This is a genomic window from Arthrobacter russicus (assembly GCF_031454135.1).
GTDB classification, from domain to species: Bacteria; Actinomycetota; Actinomycetes; order Actinomycetales; family Micrococcaceae; genus Renibacterium; species Renibacterium russicum.
In genome coordinates, this window is the sequence record NZ_JAVDQF010000001.1 from 2,256,816 (window position 1) to 2,277,299 (window position 20,484).

Below are 20,484 nucleotides of genomic sequence, written 5' to 3' on the forward strand. Positions count from 1 at the left end.
TAGTGGTGCCTCTCTCTTTGCCTGCGAGGTGAGCTGTCGGATTCGGATGGAGAGCATCCGGCCTTGAATTTCAAGGCTTCACCCCAAGGCCGCCCAGGATCGGCAGCCGAAATTGGTTTCCCCGTCTCTGCCGGTATTGCTGGATCCATCCGGTAGCGGCAGAGCTCGGCGAACTCCCGGAGGCCGTGCCTGCTGTTGCCGGCACTCAATACACGATACGTGAGGTTGCCGGAGAAGTCACATTTCGGTAACAGGCGGAAGACTCCCATATTTACTTAGCAAAGCTAATGACCTATGCTAAGTAAATATGGAAGCCAGGAAGAAAAGCGCCTCGCTCGCGGTGGAACTGCGGATGGCGATCATGCGCACGTCACGCAGGCTCCGGGTGGAAGCCACGACGGAATCGATCACCGCGGGCCAGTTCACCGTGCTCGCCCTGCTGGGCCACGGTCCGTTGACTTTGCGCGAACTGGCGGATGCCGAACACGTCCAGGCGCCGTCGATGACCCGCACGGTCAACGGACTCGAAGCGGCCGGGCTGGTCAACCGTTTGCCGCACCCCAGCGACGGACGGCAAGTGCTCGCGGAGCTGACCGCGGCCGGCCGCGAAGTGCTGACCGACACCCGGCAACGCCGGAACGAGTGGCTGGAAAAGCGGTTGGCCAAACTGAGCAATGAGGAGCGCAAGACGTTACGGGAAGCAGCGGAGATATTGCAGAAAATGGCCGCCAAATGACCGGAGTTGCCGGATGACCCGCATGTTCAGCGCGATGAAGGTCTTCAACTACCGGTTATGGGTCACCGGCGCCCTGGTGTCCAATATCGGCACGTGGATGCAGCGGGTCGCCCAGGACTGGCTCGTGCTCACGGTGCTGACCGACCATTCGGGAACCGCGGTCGGCATCACCACCGGTCTGCAGTTCCTGCCAATCCTGATCCTCGGACCCTGGGCCGGCTTGCTGGGCGATCGTTACTCGAAGCGGAAAATCCTCCTGATCACCCAAACCGCGATGGGTTCCTGCGCTTTGATTTTGGGTCTCCTGGTGGTCACCAATACCGTGCAGCTGTGGCACGTCTACTTGCTCGCACTGCTGCTCGGCGTCGGCAGCGCGATCGACGCCCCGTCGCGCCAGGCCTTCGTCTCCGAAGTGGTCGAGGCCCCGGACGTGCCCAATGCCGTCGCGCTCAATGCGACTTCGTTCAATCTGGCCCGTTTGGCCGGCCCCGGTCTGGCCGGCCTGCTGATCGCCTGGTTGGGCACCGGCCCGGCCTTCCTGATCAATGCGGCGAGCTTCGGCGCGGTGATCATCTCGCTGGCCAAGATGCGCCCGGCAGAACTGCACCCCTCGGCCAAAGCACCACGCGGCAAAGGGCAGATCCGCGAAGGCCTGCGTTACATCAAACAGCGCCCGGACCTGCTGATGATCATGATTCTGGTCAGCCTGGTGGCTACGCTGACCATGAACTTCCAGATCACCAATGCCTTGATGGCCACCGCCGTCTTCAACCAGGGGCCAGGCGAATACGGCCTGCTCGGTACCGTGATGGCGGTGGGCACGCTGGCCGCGACGTTGATCGCCGCGCGGCGCAAAAGCGTCCGCATGGCGTACATCGTCGCAGCTGCTCTGGCCACCGGCAGCTTCACCATCGTGGCTGCTTTCGCACCGAGTTTCTGGCTCTTCGCGCTCGCCTTGATTCCGATCGGCCTCGCTGCGATGACCTTTCTGAACCTCTGCAACACCACGGTGCAGCTGACCACCGATCCGGCATTCCGCGGCCGGGTTTTGGCGGTGTACATGGCGGTGATGCAGGGCGGCACGCCGATCGGAGCGCCGCTGGTCGGCTGGGTGGGCACCGCGCTCGGCCCCCGGTTTTCGCTCATCGTCGGCGGCGTCGCCGCCCTGCTGGCCGGCATCGCGGCCTTGCTGATCCTGCGGCACCGGAACCACACCTCGTTGCGGGCGCAGTTCGCCGCCGTGCTGCCCAGCCTGAAGTTGGGCCGGGCAGCCAAAGGGTGAGGTTCGCGGATCGGATCCGGGCAAACTCAACGCTTGCGCGGCAGGTCCACCATGAACTCGGTCTTTCCGGGCACCGACCGCAGTGAAATCCGCCCCCCGTGCGCCTGGACGATGGCCTGCACGATCGACAGGCCCAGTCCGGTGGTGCCGTCATGGCCGGAACGGGCGGCATCGACCCGGGAGAACCGGTCGAAGATCGCCGCCTGGAATTCCTCCGGGATGCCTGGACCGTTGTCCGCCACGGTGAGCCGGAGCAGATCCCCTTCCACCAGCTTCAAGCTCGTGGTCACGGTGGTTCCGGCGTCCGTGTGTTTGGCCGCATTGGAAAGCAGATTGAGCAGCACTTGGCGGATCGCGCCGGCGTCGGCCTTGATGATGAACGGATCGCTGGGCAGGTCGAGCCGCCAATTGTGGTCCGTGATCGCGACCTTCATGTCGTTCACGGTCTCGACCACCAACTGGGTCATCTCGGTGTCTTTCAACTCCAGCGGCTTGCCTTCGTCGAGCCGGGCCAGGGTGAGCAGATCCTCCACCATGGCACCCATGCGTTTGGACTGGGATTCCACTCGGGACAATGACTTCTCACCGGACGGGCTCAGATCCTCGGTCATCTTGAGCATCTCGGTGTAGCCGCGGATCGCGGTCAGCGGGGTCCGGAGTTCATGGCTGGCATCGGCGACGAACTGGCGCACCTTGGTTTCGCTGCGCTGGCGCGATTGCAGCGCGAAAGCGACGTTGTCCAGCATCCGGTTGAGCGCCAGGCCCACGGTGCCGATTTCGGTGAAGTTGTTGGCGGCCGACGGCGGCACCCGCTCGGCGAGTTTGACCTCGCCTTCGTCGAGCGGGAGCTGGGAGACCCTGGTCGCCACGGCGGCGAGTTTGTCCAGCGGCGCCATGGCGCGGCGGATGATCACCGCGCCGACCAGCCCCATGGCGATCAGACCGGAGGCGGAAACCAGCACGATGGTCAGCAGCAGTGCCGCTTGGGTTTCGTGCAGATCCCCGGTTGGCAGGCCGGTGATCACCAGGTTGCCGTCCGGCATGGTCCGCGCGATCACCCGGAATTCGCCGAAGTCGAATTTGCGGTCGACCGCGTCCTTCGACGGGGTGATCGTGAGCAGGGCGTTCTGGTCCCGGGTGGACAGCGTAAACGAGCCGGTCTGCTCCGGCTGGTTCGTGAGGTATTGCAGGTTGCCGCGCAGCGCCCCGTCCTGGACCACGGCGAACATCGTACCCGGCCGGATCCCGGGGATCTTGTCGATGGAAGTGCCGAATTTGTAGGTGGCGGTGACCCGTGCCGAAGCATCGGTGAGCGAGGCGTTCAACTGCGCATTCAAAGTGATGCTGATGGTCAGGTAGCAGACCAGCCCGACGATGAAGCAGATCGCGGTCAGCAAGGACAACGTGGCCAGAACCATTTTGGTCCGCAGGTTCCAGTGCGACGGCCTGGCCCAGTCCGGAAGCTCGCGCCGCCACTTGGCGGCCCAGCCGGCAGAGTCGCCGCCCTTCGCCGGGCTGCCGGGGCCTCCGGAAGCACTGCCCGCCAGGTGGTCGGAATCGGCCGGTGTGGAGTTTTGCGGTTCCGGAACCGGCCCGCCGGGTGAAATCTGCTCGGGGGCCGGTTCCGGGCCGACAGCTTTGGGGTCCTGCTCAGAACTCACTGATCAGCCGGTTTGAGGATGTAACCTGCACCGCGGACCGTGTGGATCATCGGCGGGTGATTCGCTTCGATCTTCTTGCGGAGGTAGGAGATGTACAACTCGACGATGTTGACTTGTCCGCCGAAGTCGTAATTCCAGACCCGGTCCAGGATCTGGGTTTTGCTGATGACGCGCTTGGGGTTCTCCATCAGGTAGCGCAACAGTTCGAACTCGGTCGCGGTGAGCGTGACGTCGTCATTGCCCCGGGTGACCTGCCGGGTGTCGTGGTTGAGCACCAGATCGCCCACCCGTACTTCAGCGGAGTCTTCGGCGGTGACGCCGGCGCGCTGCACGATGCGGTGCAGCCGGAGCAAGACTTCCTCCATGCTGAACGGTTTGGTGACGTAGTCGTCGCCGCCCGCGGTGAGTCCGGCCACCCGGTCCTGCACCGCGTCTTTCGCGGTCAGGAAAAGCGCCGGGATATTCGGCGCGAAGACCCGGATTTTGCCGAGCAGTTCGACGCCGTCGAACCCGGGAAGCATGATGTCGAGCACCAAAACATCGGGCCGGTATTCCCGGGCGATCTTCAGTGCCTCATTGCCGTCGTGGGCGACTTGCACGTCCCAGCCGGCCATTTGCAGGCCCATTGACATCAATTCGGCCAAGCTGGGCTCGTCGTCGACCACCAGAGCGCGGATCGGTGAACCATCCGGGTGGTTGAGCCGGGGCAGATTTTCGGTGAATGATCGAGTGGTAGCCATAATTCAACTTTCTGACAGTTTCACATGATTGGTCTTGGAGATGACTGGAGATCTACTGTGCAAGCTGTGAAACAAGTTTAGGCTCGAGCAGACTGGATCCCCTGCCAGCCGGTGCTATGAGCACTCCAACGATTTCATGGCCGGTTGAGTGCCCGAGCCGGCCGCAATCGGATTGACCGGCGCTGACGCCCCGGGAAAGCCCCGGTGCTCAAAGAGTGATACGTTGACTGCCCGATCGGGCTTGACGGTTGGTGCCGGAAACGGCGACTTGGCAACCAACAACGTCTGGAGCCAAACTTAATTCACGAAATAAGCCAGCGTGGCTCGCTAACGCATGTGGCTATAGCCAAATGACACGAACAATCGAATAAAGTTCAGAACACCGATCGGCTGTGACTTGCCTCACAAATCGCTGAAATGTCTCAGAATGTGGACGAAATGGGTCATTGTTACTTGCAAGTTCGGATTATTACGTTGCACACTTCATATGTGAAGATCCACTCAAGCGCATCTGCAGCCGCAGCGACTCTGTCTGACGTACCCGTCGATGGAACCATGTGCTGTTGTCGAATGCATGCCTAGCCTCACCATCTGAAGAGTTCCAGGCACACGGCCAATCCGGCCAGCCCAATGACGGGCACCCTTCGCGGTAAACCAAGCGAAGTCAGGCATTCGAGCCGATCACTGAACATCGGCATTTCACAACGAGGTCAGATCATGTCAATTGCACCCGGATACGTGCACATCTCCGTTCGCAACGCCAATAAAGTTTCCCGCACCGGAATTTCGCCCTTCGGACAGAGCGGCCCCGCCGGTCACGGCTATCAGCCGGCCGGGACCCTGCGCTCGGTGCCGCAGACGCAGCCGATGACTGCGCCGACGCCGCTCGTGGCGGGTGCGGATCAGGCTGTTCGCGGGGTTGGCCAAGACAATGTCGCGCACGGTTTCGTGCTCTACCTTGGCATCGACGAGGAAGCGGCCGCGGCCAACGGGACTTCGTTGGCGAAGCTCGCCCAAGACATCCGTGCCTACGCCCAGTCGCTGGTGCCGCAAGCGCAGAGCTACGCGGCGGTGGCGATCGCCCCGGCCGACGCGCCCGGTTCTGCCTTGGACGTGGTGCGGTCCACGTTCGGTGATCCGACCGTCGCCCCCCGGCAGCGCAGCGAGCCGCGCCCGCTGCCGACCCAGGAATCCCGCCCGGCAGGTGTGCTGATCGATCTGGCCCGGCGTGAAGTCCATTTGGACGGCGACACCTTGAATCTGACCTTCAAAGAATTCGAACTGCTCAACTACCTGGTGGAAAACGGCACCCGGACGGTTGGCCGCGACGAATTGCTCGACGGGTTGTGGCGCAATGCCGAAGAGGTGCCGAACGAACGGACCATCGACGTGCACATCCGTAGGCTCCGTTCCAAGCTGGGGCGATTGGCGAATACCGTCCGCACGGTTCGCGGCGAGGGCTACCGCTTCTACGAGCACCCCGAAGTGATTGTCTGGGCCGCGCCGGAGTACTCGATCTAGCCATAGACTGGCTGGATGGTTTCCGGCGCTCATCAGCTCAAACGGTTGGTCTTGATGCGCCATGCCAAAGCGGATTATCCGCGGGGCGTGGCCGATCATGAAAGGCCGTTGGCCGCCCGCGGCCACCGCGAGGCGCCCTTGGCCGGCCGCTGGTTGCTGCAGCACGGGGTGGTCCCGGATTTCATCCTCTGTTCTTCGGCATTGCGCACCCGGCAGACCTGCACCTGGGTCTGCCAGGAACTCGGCGACTTGGCTCCCACGCCGAAGCTCGAAGACGATTTGTACGACGGCGGTGCGGCACGGATGCTCGCGATGATCAACCACGTCCCGGAAACCGTGACTTCGCTGCTGCTGATTTCGCATTTCCCGACGGTGCAGGATGTGGCATTGCGCCTGGCCTCCCGGGATTCGGACCAGGATGCCTACCTGGACTTGGCGGAGCGGTTCCCGACGGCGGCCTTCGCGGTCCTGGAGCATTCGTCGACCTGGGCGGAGCTGGACGGCCAAGACGCCAGGTTGGCCGACTTCGTCGTTCCGCGCTAGCCCCTCCCAGGCCCGTCCAATTGCGTGTTTCAGTGGGCAGGGACGTCCTAGCCCACCGAAGCTTCGGATTGGACGGGCCTGGGGGCGGGGCTGCGGCGTGTGCCTAGATCTGCTCGGCGGCGTGGTGCAGCAGTTCCACCACGTGCCGGATCGCCGGGCTGGCGGCCATGGTCTTGCGGTAGACGATTTGCACTTGGCGCTGGTTGCACATGTCCGAGATTGAAATCGGGATCACGTTCTCCGGCAGTGGCGGCCGGCCGAGCTGCGGCACCAGGGCTATCGCCACGCCGAGCGAGACGTATTCAAGATGGGTGGAGAAATCCGGGTCGTAGGCCCGGACGTTGGGCACCCGCCCCAGGTCTGCGAAAACCTGCATCAATGCTTCGCTGCAGATGGCGCCGGCAGGTGTGCTGATCCAGGCTTCCTCGAGCAGATCGCGCCGGAAGACCTCGGCGGCGCCGGCCAGCCGATGCCCCGAGTTGACCAGGACGTCGGCGTCGTCCAGGCAGAGATTTTCGACTTCCAGGTGGTCCGGAATGGCCAGCGGCACGGATTGCCAGTCGTGCACGACGGCAAGATCAGCCTGCCCGGTGGCAACCCGGTCCACGGCTTCGCGGGGATCTTCGCCGATGATCGAGAGCCGTACGCCGCTGCCGTCCAATTTTTTCAGGATCGGCGCCACCAGGCCGCGGCTGGCGGTGGAAAACGTGGCGACCCGTAAAGTGCCCTCCGGCTTCTCCGGATCGGCCAAGAGCGTGGATTCGAGGAGTTCGACGTCGTCGAGGATCTGCCGGCCGCGTTCGGCCAAGGTCTTGCCGCGTTCGGTCAGCAGCACTCCGCGACCGTAACGTTCCAGGAGTGCGACGCCGGACTGCTTTTCCAACTTTTTGATCTGCTGCGAAATCGCAGAAGGGCTGTAACCCATGGATTCGGCCGCTTTGACCACCGAGCCGCTTTGTTCGACGGCCACCAGGGCGCGGACTGCCATGACATCAATCATGAAGCAATGGTACATCGTCAAGCGCCGAAAGATTTTCTTTTACTTAAACGACTTTGCTGCCACAGTGGAATCATGAAGCCGAAGCATGCCCTCCTCGCCGTACTTGTCGCCCTGATCTGGGGCGTCAATTTCCTGGCGATCAATGCCACCTTGCAGTCCATCCCGCCGATGCTTTCCGTGGCCTTGCGCTTCCTCCTGGTGATTTTCCCGTTGATCTTCTTCGTCAAACCGCCCAAAGTGGGTTGGCGGGTGGTCGTGGCCTTGGGGGTGGCGGTCAACGCCGGGCAATTCGGCCTGATGTATTTGGCCATGCATTTGGGCCTGCCCACGGGATTGGCGCCCTTGGTGCTGCAAGCCCAAGTACTGCTGACCGTGCTCATCGCGATGCTCTTCGTGAAGGAGCGGCCCAATCTGGGCCAATCGATCGGCATCGGTCTGGGCATCGTCGGCCTGGTGGTGGTCGGCGTCGGCAGGGCCCAGGTGGCCCCGATCCTGCCGTTCATCCTGGGCCTGGCTGCGGCGTTGTCCTGGTCGATCGGCAATGTCATCTCTCGGCAGGTGCTGAGAGATTCCAAGGTCGGGGCCTCGGGGTTGAGCTTGGTGGTCTGGACTGCGGCGGTGGTGCCGGTGCCGATGTTCGCGCTCTCGTTCTTCCTCGAAGGTCCCGAACGGATCGGCTTCGCCTTGAGCCACATCGCACTGCCGGCGGTGCTCGGGGCGCTCTACACCGCATTCATTTCCACGATTGTCGGTTATGGCATCTGGAACTACCTGCTCGGCAAGTACTCGTCCGCGGTGGTCGGACCGTTCACCCTGCTCATTCCGGTGATCGGCATCGCTTCGGCCTGGCTGGTGCTCAATGAAGCACCGACCGTTCCGGAACTCGTCGGCGGCGGCCTGCTGCTCGCCGGAGTGGCGACGGCGGTGATCCGCTTCGGCCGCAAGCCCCGGGCGATCCCACCGACTGCAGCGGAGCCGGTTTCGGCCGAACCGGCAGTGCCCGTCGGCAGCCGTTAGCAGCCGGCCGGTGCGGTTGGCGTGCACGGGGCGCCGGACTTCAGGCCGAAGGCGCTTTGAGGTAACCGTGCATCACGGTCATCAGGGCGCGAACCCCATCCTCCCGGTGACGGTTCGGGTGGAAGACCTGGCGGTCCAAACCGATCACCAGGGCGGCGGCCAGGGTCATGCCGACGATGATTTCCGGGTCGACGTCGTCGCGCACCTCGTGTTCCGCGGTGACCCGAGCCAAGGTCAGGCCGGCCAGGCTGAACAGCCGTTCGCGCAACAAACTGAGCGTGTCCCGCCATTCGCTGGGCGTGCGCCACATCTCGGAGACCAGCAACTGGGTGAATGACGGGTACTCCGAGAAGAAGTCCAGGGTTTTGCCCAGTACCGATTCCAGCGCCTGCAGCGAGGGCAACGACTCGTCGGGAGCCAGCCGTTCCTCGAGCAACTGCACGCCGTATTCGAGCAGCTGGGCGATCAACTCCGACTTGGAGCCGAAGTTGTAGTACACGGTTCCTTTGGACACCCCGGCTGCGGCCGCGATTTCGTCGACGGTGACTTCGGCGGGGCCGCGCTCGCCGATCAGCTGCATCGAAGCCTCGAACAGCTTTTGCCGGGTGATCATGGTCCGTTCCGGGCGCTTCATGGTGTTGGCCTCCCCGCTCATACCGCGATCTCCGGCTGCAGGGTCTTCAGGGTCCAGAACTTGTGTTTCCGTGCCGCCAGGTAGGAGAGCAGCAAGCCGAACAGGGTGTAGCCCACCAGGCCCAGGATGATCGGCGCGATCCGGCTCAGATCCGCACCGTAGATCAGGATCCGCATGCCGTCGACGACGTGCCCCATGGGCAGGATCTGATGCAGCGCGTGCAGCGGTTCCGGCGTGGTCTGCCAGGGGAATGTGCCTCCTGAAGCGACCAGTTGCAGCACCAGCAGGATCAGCACCACGAACTTGCCGGAGGAGCCGAGCAGCGCCACGATGCCCTGGATCAGGGCGGTGAATGCCATCGATGCCAGCAGCAACAGCACCAGGGTCCAGCCCGGGTAGCTGGGTTCCAGGCCCAGGCCGAAGTGGACGACCGAATAGAGCACGACCGCTTGCACCACCGAGACGGTCAGGAACGGCAACCAGCCGCCGATCGCGATCTTCCAGGCCGGCGCGTTCGAGGCCAGCGCCCGCTGGGTCAATGGCCGCATGGTCTGCATCAAGATGAAGGCGCCCACCCACAGTGCCAGGACCAGGAAGAACGGGGCCAGGCCGGCGCCGTAGTTGGCCGCCTTGGTCTGCGCGAGCGAATCGATCGCGATCGGATCGCCGATCACCTTCGAGGCATTGGCTTTTGCGGCCTCGTCCGGATTCGGAATCTGGTTGACCCCAGCGGACAGCTGGGTGGACAGGGTGTTCGCGCCGTCGGCCAGGGCATTCGCGCCGTCGGCGAGTTTCGCGGAGCCGTCGTCGAGCTTGGCGGCGCCATCGTCCAGGGACCTGGCCCCTGCAGCGAGCTTGTTGGCGCCGGCCACCGCTTGCTGCTGCGAACTGGCCAGGGTGCCGGCTCCCGCACCCAGCCGGGCTGCGCCGTCGTTCGCCTGGCCGATCGCGCCGGACAGCGCCGGAGTTGCCGCGGCCAGGGTGGCCGCGCCGTTGGCTACCGCTTGCGAGCCGTCCGCAAGCCGCTGCACGTCCGCGGCATCGGTGGTGATTTTGGTTTTGGCGTCCTTGATCGCGGTGTTCAGCGCGGAGCTCTGCAGGGCGTCGGTGATCTGCTGGCGTTGGTCGGCGTTGATGACGCCATTCTTTTCCAGGATGCCGAGTTGGTCCTGGATTGCTTGTGCCGCGCCCTGGTCCAGCTGCGCGAGACTGCCGACGGCGGCCTGCACTTTGCTGTTGAGCTGGGCATTGCCGGCGGCTACTTGGGCCGCGCCGTCGGAGAGTTGTTGCGTGGCGGCGGGCAGCCCGGAGGTTTTGTTTTTGAGTTCGGCCAGTCCGCTGGTGAGCTGGTTGGCGCCGCCGCTGAGTTGCTCGGCTCCGGCCGCGAGCTTGCCCTGCCCCTCGGCGAGCTGACCGGCTCCGTTGGCGAGCTCGGTGCTCCCGGCATGCAGTTGGACGACGCCGTCGCGCAGCTGCGCAATGCCGTCGCGCAGGGAGTTGGCGCCGCCGGAGAGCTGTTGCGCGCCGTCGGCCGCTTTGCTGATCTGCGCATGAATCGTGCCATAGCCGGTGAGCAGCTGGTTGGCAGTGGTTTCGCCGACCTGTTTGGCCACCGAGGCGTGCACCTGGGTGGTCACTTTGTCCACGATGGTGGAGAGCAGGTAGTTGTTGGCGTCGTTCGTGGTGACCTTGAGGATGGCCTGCTTGGCCGAATCGAAGTTCGACGGCGAGGCCAGGTTCGCGGAGAAGTCCTGCGGGATTTTCAGCGCGAAGGAATAGCTGCCGTCGGCCACGCCGGCATCGGCATTCTGATCCGAATCGACGACCACCCAATTGAACTTCTTGCCGTCGACCAAGTTCTGCGCGACCTGCTCGCCGACCTTGAGCTCCTTGCCGTCCGAGGTGGTGGTGCCGCGGTCGTCGACCACGATCGCCGCGGTGACCTGGTTCAGGTTTCCGTAGGGATCCCAGTTCGCATACAGGTAGACCGCGCCGTAGAGCAGCGGGACCAGGGTCATCGCCAGGATGGTGAGTTTCGGCAGCCGCCCGCCGGTCATCCTTTTGAGCTCGGAGAGGGCCAAGCGGAAAACGGTCATGAGTTGTCCTGCGATTCTTCGACTTCTAAGGCTCGGGTTTCTGGCTCCGCGGCGGCGTCCGGCCCGGTTGCCGGCTCCGCAGCGGGCAGCGTCGGATTGGCCAAGCGGACGACTGCTCCGGTCCACTGTTCCGGGACTGCGGTGACCGTTGCCACGATGCACAACGGCCGGCCCGGATCTTGGGCGAGCGCTTCCAGCTGCGGCAACCAGTCGGCGGGGTCGGAACAGTGCCGGTCCGGCGAATCGACCAGCAGCAGATCGACTTCCGGATTGGCCAGGGCCAAAGCGCAGAGCAGTCCGAGCCGGCGCGCCGCCGGGACTTCATCCACCCAGACGTCGGCGATGTCTTCAAAGGCGTTCACCTTGATCCAGTCGGCACCGCGCCGGATCCCGCGGTAGCGTCGCGGCAGCAGGGCCAGGTCTTCGGTGACCAGGTCTTTGACGCTCAGATGCTGCTCCGGCTCATTGACGCCGGGGGAGTCGATCAACGCGCTGCGCCTGCGCAAATGGCCCAGATTGGAGCTCCGGTCCCAGCTGATCTTGCCATCGCTGGGTTTCATCCGGGCGCTGAGTGTCAGGGCGAGTGCGGTGCGCTGCGGCTGCAATTCCCCGGCGACGAGGAGCAAGGAGCCGCTCGACGCCTGCAGCGAGGTCGGCGGCACGAGGTCGTAATGCCGGCCTTTGACTCTGAGTTGCTGCGCTATCAGCACGGTGGGGGCCTTCCAGTGGAACAATGTCTTGCTCAACTCTAACTGAACTGACCAGTCAGTTCAAATAGAAATATGCAGACATCCGCGACGGACTCGGGCGCCGCTTCGGCGGTTCAGGCCGGCAATCCGGCAGCCGAGTCCGCCCGGGATGCCCGTGCCAACCGCCACCGGCGCATCGTACTATGGCAATATGCCCGTGATCAGACCAGCAAAGCATGCCGATTTCGCCGAGTTGACGGCGATCTGGCGGGCTGCCGTGGAGCGCACCCACGATTTCGTCAGCGCTGAGCAGATCGATGCCTGGGAGCCGAAGGTCCGCAACGAATACCTGCCGGGCTTGCAGGTCTGGGCAGTTGAATCGGACGGCGGCGCCCTGATCGGCTTCGCCGGCCTGGACGGAACGAAAATGGAAATGCTGTTCGTCAGCCCGCAAGCCCACGGACAGGGGATCGGCCGTTCCCTGGTCGAGTTCCTGGCGGAACGGCTTGGCCCGCTGGCGGTCGACGTCAACGAGCAGAACCCTGGCGCATGCACCTTTTACCGCAGGGTGGGCTTCCGGCAGACCGGCCGTTCGGAGACTGATCCGGACGGCAATCCGTTCCCGATCCTGCATTTGGCGCAGGAGGGATTTTCCGCCTAGAGGCCCAGCTTCTCCAGCAGCCGCAACCAGACTTCGCTGATCGTCGGATAGGCCGGCACAGCATGCCAAAGCCGATGCAGCGGCACCTCGCCGACGATCGCGACGGTCGCCGAATGGAGCAATTCGGCGACGTCCGGGCCGACGAACGTCGCCCCCACGAGGACCTGCTGGTCGCGGTCGATCAGCAGCTGCGCCCAGCCCCGGTAACCGTCCGCGTAAAGGCTGGACCCGGCTACCGCAATCGGCAACGAGACTTCATCGACCACGACGCCGTCGGCTTCGGCCTGAACCGCGCTCCGGCCGACGGTGGCCACCTCGGGATCGGTGAAGATCACGCTGGGCACGGCGTATTGGTCGGCGGTCTGGGCGAACTTGCTCCACGGTTCGGCGGCTCCGCCGAAGCCGCCCTTGGCTGCCGCGGCAATCGCATCGCCGGTGATCCGGGCTTCATACTTTCCCTGATGGGTCAGCAGGACTTTGCCCGCAGCGTCGCCGACCGCGTACAGCCAATCGGTACCGGCAACCCGGCCGCTCTGGTCGGTGATCAGCTTGCCCCGGTCCGAGAACAGGCCGTCCGCGCCGAGCTCGGCCAGTCCCACATCCCCGGTCGCCGGGGTCCGGCCGGTGGCGACCAGCAGCTGGTCCGCCACGACGGTCTCGCCGTCGAGCTCGAGGTGGAATCCGGCGGAGTCCCGGCGGATGCGTTGCGGGCTGGTGTGCTCCCGCAGTTGGACGCCGTCCGCGCGCAGTGCATCGCGGACCAATTCGCGGGCCGGAGCGGGAAGGTTCGAAAGCAACTCGCCGCGCACCAACTGGCTGACTCGGGCGCCCAACCGGCTGTAGATCTGGGCCAACTCGGTGCCGGCGACGCCGCCGCCGAGTACCGCGAGGCTTTTCGGGATCGACGCAGCGCTGGTGGCCTCCCGGGTGCCCCAGAAGTCCAGGCCGGCCAAACCGTCGATGGGCGGCAGATTCGGCACCGAGCCGGTGGCCAGCACGACCGCGTGCCGGGCTTGGGCCAGATGGGTGCCGGAATCCGGTGCGGAGATTTCGACGCTGAGCCGTCCGGTCAGCCAGGCTCTTCCGCGCATCAAGGCAATGCCCGCGGCGCTGACCCAGTCGGCTTGGCCCTGGTCTTCCCAGTTCGCGGCGAAGGAATTCCGCCGCTGCAGCACTGCGGCAACATCCAGCTCGCCGCTGATCGCCTCGCGGGAGCCCGCGAGGTCACGGGCGGCCCGCAACGCCGTCGCCGGGCGGATCAACGCCTTCGACGGCATGCAGGCCCAGTAGGAGCATTCGCCGCCCACCAACTCGGACTCGATCAGCAATGCGGACAATCCGCCTTTGACCATCCGGTCGGCCACATTTTCACCGACCGGACCGGCGCCGATCACGATCACGTCGAAGGTTTCTGCGGAACGAACTTCAGTCATGCATCGAGCCTAGTCCACGGCCGAATCGGCATTCCGGGAGAACGGACGGAAAGGAAAAGTTCCGACAAAGCTTGCTTAAGGCATCTTGATCACTCATGATCTTAATCACACATAATGAATCATTTTGTATCATATTCTGTTGAGTACTGTTCGGCGTTGTGTGGTTTGCCGCCGCGAGAGGGGATTCAATGAAGATCCACAAAGCACGCTCGGTGTTGGCCGGCATAGCGGCGGCGTGCCTGGGCGTGGCGCTGTTGCCAGCGCAAGCCCAAGCTGCCGACAGCTACACGATCACCAGTGGGCCGACCAAGTCCTATGCTTATCCGACCGACACCCCGGCCAATCCGTTCATCGACAAGGACGGGACGTTCTACTTCCAGCAGTCGGCGGCGCTCTACGGGGCCGACCTCAGCTCGAACCCGCGCCAATGGGAGTTCTACACCGGGACCAATTTCGACAATGCGAAGAAATCGCCGATCAGCAACGCGGTCAATCCGGCGAACGTGCAGGACAAGAACAACGACACCACCTGGCGCTGCAACAACAGCCCGACCGGACTCACCTCGACCTATGCCCCGAACAATGCAAGTTACTCGCAGCGCAACTACTGCGACCTCTCCAGCGTCTGGGTGGATCCGGATTCCGGCGATTGGTACGGCCTGGTGCACAACGAATTCACGCCTTCGCCCTTCGGCGACGGCTTGCATTACGACGCCATCGATTACGCGGTTTCTTCGGATCAGGGCAAGACCTGGACGATCAAGGACAAAGTGATCACGTCGCCGTACAGCACCACTCGGGGCGACACCGCGGCATTCCCGAACCAGACCTACTACTACGGCGATGGCGACCAGCGCCTGCTGGTGGATACCGCCTCGGGCTATTTCTACGTCTACTACGGCTCGCGCGTGGTGAACAAGACCGGAGGCTGGGGCGGCTTCATGGAGCATGTGGCCCGGGCGCCGATTTCGCAGAAGATGGCACCGGGCTCCTGGCAGAAGTACTTCGAGGGCCAGTGGCAGACCCCCGGTCTGGGTGGAAAAGAAAGCAACATCGTCTCGGTGTCCAGCAGTTATCCGGACGGCTACGTGCCGACCGCGCAGGACTACGATCCGGCCAACACCGGGACCATCAACCAGCAGGTGGCCGCGGGCAAACTCTTGAAGAGCACGGATCTGTTCGTGATGAACGTTTCCTACAATGCCTACTTGGGCATGTACATCGGCACGCCGGAGACCGACGGCATCAAGCCGTTGCGCTTCTACGGCACCAAAGACCTGGCCACCCAGCAATGGGTTGATCTGGGCAGCACGCCCAACTATTCGACGTCGTCCTGGTACCGCTGGATGGTCGATTCGGCCACTGGTACCACCGGGAACATCCTCGGCAAGACCTTCCGTTCGTACTGCTCGATCAGCTGTTCCAAGAACGCCAACGGAAATCAGGCCGGTGGCGAATACCTCGATGTGACGATCGGCTCGAACGCACCGGCGGCCCCGGTGGTGGATCCGGCCAAGGCGTACCTGATCAGCTCGGCTTCCGGGAAGCTGCTCAGCCAAAGCGGCACGGGTTCGACGGCGGTCGTCCCGACAGCCAGCGGGGCGGCGTCGGAGGCATGGAAGTTCAAAGGCAATGGCGACGGCTCCTATACGATCACGAACGCCGGCTCCGGCCTGGCGCTCGGCGTACCGGCGACGCCGGCCAATCGGGCCTGGGGCAGCACTCCGGTGGTCAGCACCGTCACCGCAGGGAACGTCGGCCAGCAGTGGTTCGTCCAAGCCGGAACCGGGCAGAGCAACAGCTACCGGATCATCAACCGCTACAGCGGCTTGGTGATCAGCCTCGGCGAGGTCAAAGCGCAGACCAGCCCCTACCGGAACTGGACCAAGACCGCAGGCATTACGCCGGATACCAGCACCCCGCAGAGCCAGACGATCAGTCTCCAGGAAACCAGTGTCGCGAACTCTGGTTCCAGCTTGACCGGAGTCGCCTCGGGCCGCTGCCTCGATGTCGCCGGGCAGAGCGCGAAAAACGGGGCGGCGGCGAACATCGGTGACTGCATCGGAGCGGCCAGCCAGTTGTGGAATCCCTCCAGCGCCGGCGAGTTAACGGATTTCAACGGCGGAAAGTGCCTGGATCTCTTCGACAACAAGACGGCACCGGGTTCCCCGGTGGGCATCTGGAGTTGCAACGGCGGTGCGAACCAGAAATGGACGCTCAAGAGCGACGGCACAATCGTCTCGGTCTCCTCCGGGCTCTGCTTGGACGTGATGGACAACGCGACCGTAGTCGGTTCCGCGGTGAAAGTCTGGACCTGTTCCGGCGCCGCCAACCAGCAATGGCGCTAATCCGCGGAGGAGAGGTACCGCCGCCGAGCCGGATTGCGCGCTATTGCGGCGTGTTCACGCAGAGCGTGATCTGTTCAGTTATGCCGGAATAGCGGGTAGGGTCAGAGACCACGGCCCGAACGGCCGGAGGGCCCATCAGGGCCACGTTCTAATGCGAGAGGAAAGACACCATGGGTATTTTCGACAAGGCAGAGAACAAGGCACAAGACCTCGCTGGCCAGGCCAAGGAAAAAATCGGCGAGGCCACGGACAACAAGGATTTGCAGGCCGAGGGCGTCGCCGATCAGGGCGAGGCCGGGCTGAAGGACGTCGGCGAGAAGATCAAGGACGTCGCTTCGGACGTCGGAGACAAAATCAAGGACGTCTTCAAAAAAGACTGAGCCTGCTCGAAAACAATGGCCCCCGCCGGAAGGCGGGGGCCATTGTTTTGCCGGTCAGCTCCACTGGCCCTGACCGGCCATTGCAATCAGACGGCCAGTGCGGTCTGACGGCCGGTCCAATCAGACCGACCAGCGCGGTCAGGCGGAATGCAACTCCAAGTCACGGCCCGGGATCGCGGCCAGCAACTTCTCGGTGTATTCGGTCTGCGGATTGTCGAACACGGAGTTCGTGGTTCCGGTTTCCACCAGCTTGCCGCTTTCCATCACGCAGACGTTGTCCGCGATCTGGCGCACCACCGCGAGGTCGTGCGTGATGAACAAGTAGGTCAGGCCGAGTTCCGATTGCAGATTCGCCAACAGGTTCAGCACCTGCGCCTGGACCAACACGTCCAGTGCGGACACCGCTTCGTCGCAGATCACCACTTCCGGGTCCAGGGCCAAGGCCCGGGCGATGGCTACGCGTTGCCGCTGCCCTCCGGAGAGTTCGTTCGGGAACCGGCGCATCATCGAAGCCGGCAGCGAGACTGCGTCGAGCAGCTCACGGACCTTCTTTTCCCGGCTCTTCTTGTCACCGATCCGGTGCACCCGGAGTGGCTCCTCGATGGTCCGGTAGATGTTGAACATCGGGTCGAGCGAACCGTAGGGATCTTGGAAGATCGGTTGCACGCGTCGCCGGAATTTGAACCAGTCCGAGCCCTTGAGCCCGGCCGAGTCGACATTGTCGAACAGGATCGAGCCGCTGGTCGGCTTCTCCAGGCCCAGGATCATCTTGGCCACCGTGGACTTGCCGGAACCGGATTCGCCCACGACCGCCGTCGTGGTGCCTTTGGCAATCGAGAAGCTGACCTGGTCCACCGCGGTGAAATCGACCGACCGGCCCAGCCCGCCGGAGCGGAGCTTGTACACCTTGGTGAGGTCGCGGACCTGCAACAAATCCGGCGCTTGGGGATCGACGTCGGCCGCCAGGACCTCTTTCGCTTCGATCCCGGCTTCGTGCGCCACCTGGATCCGTCGCGAAGCCAGAGACGGCGCCGATTCCACCAACCGTTTGGTGTACGGGTGCTGCGGATTCCGCAACAGCTCGAGGGCCGGCCCGGATTCCACGACTTGGCCGCGGTACATCACGACGACCTTCTCCGCACGCTCTGCGGCCAGGCCCAGGTCGTGCGTGATCAGGAGCACCGCGGTGTTGAGTTCCTGGGTCATCTTCTCCAGATGGTCCAGGATCTGCCGCTGCACCGTGACGTCGAGGGCCGACGTCGGCTCATCCGCGATCAGCAGCCGGGGCTGGCAGGACAGCCCGATCGCGATCAGCGCGCGCTGCCGCATGCCGCCGGAGAACTCGTGCGGATACTGCTTGGCGCGCCGTGCGGCGTCCGGCAGGCCGGCTTGGGTGAGCACCCGGGTGACGTCCGCGTCGGTGGCCGGAAGCCCATTGGCTTTCAAGGTCTCCTTGACCTGGAAACCGATCTTCCACACCGGGTTGAGGTTGGACATCGGATCCTGCGGGACCATGCCGATCGAGTTGCCACGGAGCTGGGTGATCCGCTTCTCGTTCGCCTCGGTGATGTCCTCGCCATCAAAAATGATCTTTCCGCCGGTGACCGAGCCGTTGTTGGCCAGCAGTCCGATCGCCGCCAAAGCGGTGGTGGACTTGCCGGAACCCGATTCGCCGACGATCGCCACGGTCTGGCCCGGCATCACGGTGAGGCTGGCATTCCGGACGCCTTTGGACTTGCCGGTGGCGGTGTTGAAGGTGATCTCCAAGTCCCGGATCTCCAGCAAGGGCTTGTCCTCGGCTCCGGGCTCGGTGATCTGTACGTCATCGAGCCGGGGATTGCTGATGTTCTCTGAGCTTTCTGGGTTGCTGCTCATCGTTTCCTCGCCTTCGGGTCCAGTGCATCGCGGACCGCGTCGCCGAGCATGATGAAGCTCAGCACGGTGATCGAGAGCGCGACGGCCGGGTAGATCAGGATTTCCGGATTGGTCCGGATCGATGCTTGGGCCGTGGAGATGTCATTGCCCCAGGACATGACCGAGGTCGGCAGCCCGATGCCCAGGAAGGACAGCGTCGCCTCGGCCACGATGAACGTGCCCAGGGAGACCGTGGCGATCACGATCACCGGGGCGATCGCATTCGGCACCACGTGCCGGATCAAGGCGCCGAACGGCGAAACCCCGAGCGAGCGGGCCGCTACCACGAAGTCCGCATTCCGGATTTCCAGGGTTGCCGCCCGGGTGATCCGGGCTATCGACGGCCAGCCGAAGACCGCCAGGATCATGGCCACGGTCCAGACCGTCCGGTTATCCCGGAACAGCGGCGACTGCATCACCACGAGCGCGCCGAGCACCAGCGGCAAGGCGAAGACGATGTCGACCAGACGGGCGATCACCGAGTCCAGGAACCCGCCGTAGTAGCCGGCCAGGGCACCGAGCGTGCCGCCGATCAAGACCACGCCCAAGGTGGCCAGGATGCCGACCGAGACCGAGGCTTGGGCTCCGTAGATCATCCGCGAGTAGATATCGCAGCCCTGGAAGTTGTAGCCCAGGGGATGCCCGTCACCCGGGCCGACGAGCGAATTGCTCAGTGAGCAGGAAGCCGGATCCACCTGGGAAAACCATTGCGGGAAGAGCGAGACTGCCAAAACCAGCAGGATCAGGAGTGCCGAGACGATGAAGAGCGGACGCCGGCGCAGATTCCGCCAGGCATCGGCCCAGAGGCTGGCCGGAGCAGCGTCGGAAACCGCGGAGTCGGTGGCGACGAGCGGGGTTTCCTCCACGTCGGCCACGAAGTGTTCAATGCGGCGATTACTTTTCATAACGAATCCTCGGGTCAAGCCAAGCGTAGAGCAGATCGACTAGCAAGTTCGCCAGCACGAAGACCAGCACCAGGGCACTGACGATGGCCACGATCGTGGGCCCCTCGCCGCGCAAGATCGAATCGAAAAGTTTCTTGCCGACGCCTGGGATGTTGAAAATCGCTTCGGTGACAATCGCACCGCCCATCAGGTTGCCCAAGTCGGCGCCCAGGAAGGTGACCACCGGGATCATCGAATTGCGCAGGATGTGCACGTTGATCACCCGGCGCCGGCTCAGACCCTTGGCCGTGGCGGTGCGGACGTAGTCGGCATTGGCGTTCTCCGCGACCGTGGTCCGGGTGAGCCGGACGATGTAGGCGAAGGAGATCAAGCCGAGCACGATGGCCGGCAAGAGCAGCGAGAAGAAGGTCGGGTTGGGTCCGACGGTCGGCGGCACCCAGGCCAGTCGGAGTCCGAAGACCAGCTGCAGCACGAAGCCGGTGACAAAGGTCGGGATCGCGATGACCACCAGGGAAGTCAGGAGCACCGTCGCGTCGAAGAGCTTACCCTTGCGCAGGCCGGCGACCAAGCCGAAGACAATTCCGAAAACCGCTTCGAAGACCAGCGCCATAACCGCCAGCATCGCGGTGACCGGGAAGACCCGGGCCAGGATCTCGGAGATTGCCTGGCCGGTGAAATCGGTGCCGAGATTGAAGGAGACCAGGTTCTTCAGGAACAGGAAGTACTGGACGAAGAACGGCTGGTCCAGATTGTATTGGGCGCGCAAAGCATTGATGACGGCCTCACTGGGCTGCCGTTCGCCGAAGAGCGCGCGAATCGGATCGCCCGGTACTGCGAAGACCATCGCATAGACCAGGAGCGTCGCCCCGATGAAGACCGGGATGACTTGCAGGATGCGCCGGAGCAGGAAGCGGAGCATTACTG

The 20,484-nt window shown here is 63.9% G+C and carries 18 protein-coding genes and 1 riboswitch; of the genes, 8 read left to right on the top strand and 10 right to left on the bottom strand.

The features are described 5' to 3' along the window. Positions 1–4 precede the first annotated feature (4 nt). A riboswitch (cyclic di-AMP (ydaO/yuaA leader) is annotated at positions 5–146 on the bottom strand. Between the two features lie 161 nt (positions 147–307). After that, positions 308–736, top strand: coding sequence for a MarR family winged helix-turn-helix transcriptional regulator (locus tag JOE69_RS10570; RefSeq protein ID WP_309798521.1), 429 nt, complete (start codon positions 308–310; stop codon positions 734–736). A 13-nt stretch (positions 737–749) separates the two neighbouring features. Next, positions 750–2,018, top strand: coding sequence for an MFS transporter (locus tag JOE69_RS10575; RefSeq protein WP_309798523.1), 1,269 nt, complete (start codon positions 750–752; stop codon positions 2,016–2,018). Positions 2,019–2,044: 26 nt separating this feature from the next. On the opposite strand, the gene JOE69_RS10580 is transcribed toward JOE69_RS10575, so the two are convergent. Next, positions 2,045–3,679 carry a sensor histidine kinase gene (locus JOE69_RS10580; protein ID WP_309798525.1) on the bottom strand — a complete coding sequence of 545 codons (1,635 nt, stop codon included), beginning with the start codon at positions 3,677–3,679 and terminating at the stop codon, positions 2,045–2,047. Beyond that, a complete protein-coding gene (locus tag JOE69_RS10585; protein WP_296364831.1) occupies positions 3,676–4,419 on the bottom strand; it encodes a response regulator transcription factor in 744 nt (247 codons plus the stop codon). Before JOE69_RS10585 ends, JOE69_RS10580 begins: the two co-directional genes overlap by 4 nt. 717 nt (positions 4,420–5,136) lie before the next feature. Here JOE69_RS10585 and JOE69_RS10590 point away from each other — a divergent pair. Both JOE69_RS10590 and JOE69_RS10595 read left to right on the top strand, forming a co-directional pair. Next, positions 5,137–5,940 carry a winged helix-turn-helix domain-containing protein gene (locus tag JOE69_RS10590; protein ID WP_309798527.1) on the top strand — a complete coding sequence of 268 codons (804 nt, stop codon included), beginning with the start codon at positions 5,137–5,139 and terminating at the stop codon, positions 5,938–5,940. A 15-nt stretch (positions 5,941–5,955) separates the two neighbouring features. Continuing rightward, a complete protein-coding gene (locus tag JOE69_RS10595; RefSeq protein WP_309798529.1) occupies positions 5,956–6,483 on the top strand; it encodes a SixA phosphatase family protein in 528 nt (175 codons plus the stop codon). A 103-nt stretch (positions 6,484–6,586) separates the two neighbouring features. On the opposite strand, the gene JOE69_RS10600 is transcribed toward JOE69_RS10595, so the two are convergent. Continuing rightward, entirely contained in the window at positions 6,587–7,483 is an 897-nt protein-coding gene (locus JOE69_RS10600; RefSeq protein ID WP_309798530.1) for a LysR family transcriptional regulator, read from the bottom strand. Between the two features lie 72 nt (positions 7,484–7,555). Between JOE69_RS10600 and JOE69_RS10605 the strand changes: the two genes are divergently transcribed. Beyond that, positions 7,556–8,500 carry an EamA family transporter gene (locus JOE69_RS10605; protein ID WP_309798531.1) on the top strand — a complete coding sequence of 315 codons (945 nt, stop codon included), beginning with the start codon at positions 7,556–7,558 and terminating at the stop codon, positions 8,498–8,500. 40 nt (positions 8,501–8,540) lie between these two features. Here JOE69_RS10605 and JOE69_RS10610 read toward each other — a convergent pair whose 3' ends face one another. From JOE69_RS10610 to JOE69_RS10620, 3 genes are read right to left on the bottom strand one after another with little or no spacing between them, the layout of a single operon-like run. Further along, entirely contained in the window at positions 8,541–9,155 is a 615-nt protein-coding gene (locus JOE69_RS10610) for a TetR/AcrR family transcriptional regulator (protein ID WP_309798533.1), read from the bottom strand. Continuing rightward, positions 9,152–11,230: a YhgE/Pip family protein gene (locus tag JOE69_RS10615; protein WP_309798535.1), complete on the bottom strand. Its 2,079-nt coding sequence runs from the start codon at positions 11,228–11,230 to the stop codon at positions 9,152–9,154. The genes JOE69_RS10610 and JOE69_RS10615 overlap by 4 nt, the downstream gene beginning before the upstream one ends. After that, entirely contained in the window at positions 11,227–11,940 is a 714-nt protein-coding gene (locus JOE69_RS10620) for an ABC transporter ATP-binding protein (RefSeq protein WP_309798538.1), read from the bottom strand. Before JOE69_RS10620 ends, JOE69_RS10615 begins: the two co-directional genes overlap by 4 nt. 190 nt (positions 11,941–12,130) lie before the next feature. Here JOE69_RS10620 and JOE69_RS10625 point away from each other — a divergent pair, with 190 nt between their 5' ends. Then, positions 12,131–12,580 (top strand): GNAT family N-acetyltransferase, encoded by a 450-nt coding sequence (locus tag JOE69_RS10625; protein WP_309798540.1) that lies wholly within the window; start codon positions 12,131–12,133, stop codon positions 12,578–12,580. Here the strand turns inward: JOE69_RS10625 and JOE69_RS10630 are convergent. Continuing rightward, positions 12,577–14,013: a dihydrolipoyl dehydrogenase family protein gene (locus JOE69_RS10630; protein ID WP_309798542.1), complete on the bottom strand. Its 1,437-nt coding sequence runs from the start codon at positions 14,011–14,013 to the stop codon at positions 12,577–12,579. The two genes, JOE69_RS10625 and JOE69_RS10630, sit on opposite strands and share 4 nt — an antisense overlap. Before the next feature lie 188 nt (positions 14,014–14,201). On the opposite strand from JOE69_RS10630, the gene JOE69_RS10635 reads away from it, so the two are divergent. Together JOE69_RS10635 and JOE69_RS10640 are read left to right on the top strand one after the other, a co-directional pair. Continuing rightward, the gene (locus tag JOE69_RS10635) at positions 14,202–16,361 is read left to right on the top strand and encodes an RICIN domain-containing protein (RefSeq protein ID WP_309798544.1); all 2,160 of its coding nucleotides are present in this window, start codon (positions 14,202–14,204) and stop codon (positions 16,359–16,361) included. 170 nt (positions 16,362–16,531) lie between these two features. Then, positions 16,532–16,741, top strand: a complete 210-nt coding sequence (locus JOE69_RS10640) for a CsbD family protein (protein WP_309798546.1) — start codon at positions 16,532–16,534, stop codon at positions 16,739–16,741. Positions 16,742–16,879: 138 nt separating this feature from the next. On the opposite strand, the gene JOE69_RS10645 is transcribed toward JOE69_RS10640, so the two are convergent. The 3 genes from JOE69_RS10645 to JOE69_RS10655 are packed head-to-tail and all read right to left on the bottom strand — an operon-like array spanning position 16,880 to position 20,479. Beyond that, positions 16,880–18,616, bottom strand: coding sequence for a dipeptide ABC transporter ATP-binding protein (locus JOE69_RS10645; RefSeq protein WP_309798548.1), 1,737 nt, complete (start codon positions 18,614–18,616; stop codon positions 16,880–16,882). Beyond that, positions 18,613–19,560 (bottom strand): ABC transporter permease, encoded by a 948-nt coding sequence (locus tag JOE69_RS10650; protein ID WP_309798551.1) that lies wholly within the window; start codon positions 19,558–19,560, stop codon positions 18,613–18,615. Before JOE69_RS10650 ends, JOE69_RS10645 begins: the two co-directional genes overlap by 4 nt. Then, positions 19,550–20,479, bottom strand: coding sequence for an ABC transporter permease (locus JOE69_RS10655; protein WP_309798555.1), 930 nt, complete (start codon positions 20,477–20,479; stop codon positions 19,550–19,552). Before JOE69_RS10655 ends, JOE69_RS10650 begins: the two co-directional genes overlap by 11 nt. Positions 20,480–20,484 lie beyond the last annotated feature (5 nt).

Bases quoted from the DNA above. Each gene is read 5' to 3' on its own strand.
- JOE69_RS10635 (WP_309798544.1), top strand. From the start codon at position 14,202: ATGAAGATCCACAAAGCACGCTCGGTGTTGGCCGGCATAGCGGCGGCG.
- JOE69_RS10645 (WP_309798548.1), bottom strand. From the start codon at position 18,616: ATGAGCAGCAACCCAGAAAGCTCAGAGAACATCAGCAATCCCCGGCTC.
- JOE69_RS10630 (WP_309798542.1), bottom strand. From the start codon at position 14,013: ATGACTGAAGTTCGTTCCGCAGAAACCTTCGACGTGATCGTGATCGGC.
- JOE69_RS10605 (WP_309798531.1), top strand. From the start codon at position 7,556: ATGAAGCCGAAGCATGCCCTCCTCGCCGTACTTGTCGCCCTGATCTGG.
- JOE69_RS10585 (WP_296364831.1), bottom strand. From the start codon at position 4,419: ATGGCTACCACTCGATCATTCACCGAAAATCTGCCCCGGCTCAACCAC.
- JOE69_RS10615 (WP_309798535.1), bottom strand. From the start codon at position 11,230: ATGACCGTTTTCCGCTTGGCCCTCTCCGAGCTCAAAAGGATGACCGGC.
- JOE69_RS10575 (WP_309798523.1), top strand. From the start codon at position 750: ATGACCCGCATGTTCAGCGCGATGAAGGTCTTCAACTACCGGTTATGG.
- JOE69_RS10595 (WP_309798529.1), top strand. From the start codon at position 5,956: ATGGTTTCCGGCGCTCATCAGCTCAAACGGTTGGTCTTGATGCGCCAT.
- JOE69_RS10610 (WP_309798533.1), bottom strand. From the start codon at position 9,155: ATGAGCGGGGAGGCCAACACCATGAAGCGCCCGGAACGGACCATGATC.
- JOE69_RS10625 (WP_309798540.1), top strand. From the start codon at position 12,131: ATGCCCGTGATCAGACCAGCAAAGCATGCCGATTTCGCCGAGTTGACG.
- JOE69_RS10640 (WP_309798546.1), top strand. From the start codon at position 16,532: ATGGGTATTTTCGACAAGGCAGAGAACAAGGCACAAGACCTCGCTGGC.
- JOE69_RS10655 (WP_309798555.1), bottom strand. From the start codon at position 20,479: ATGCTCCGCTTCCTGCTCCGGCGCATCCTGCAAGTCATCCCGGTCTTC.
- JOE69_RS10570 (WP_309798521.1), top strand. From the start codon at position 308: ATGGAAGCCAGGAAGAAAAGCGCCTCGCTCGCGGTGGAACTGCGGATG.
- JOE69_RS10600 (WP_309798530.1), bottom strand. From the start codon at position 7,483: ATGATTGATGTCATGGCAGTCCGCGCCCTGGTGGCCGTCGAACAAAGC.
- JOE69_RS10650 (WP_309798551.1), bottom strand. From the start codon at position 19,560: ATGAAAAGTAATCGCCGCATTGAACACTTCGTGGCCGACGTGGAGGAA.
- JOE69_RS10590 (WP_309798527.1), top strand. From the start codon at position 5,137: ATGTCAATTGCACCCGGATACGTGCACATCTCCGTTCGCAACGCCAAT.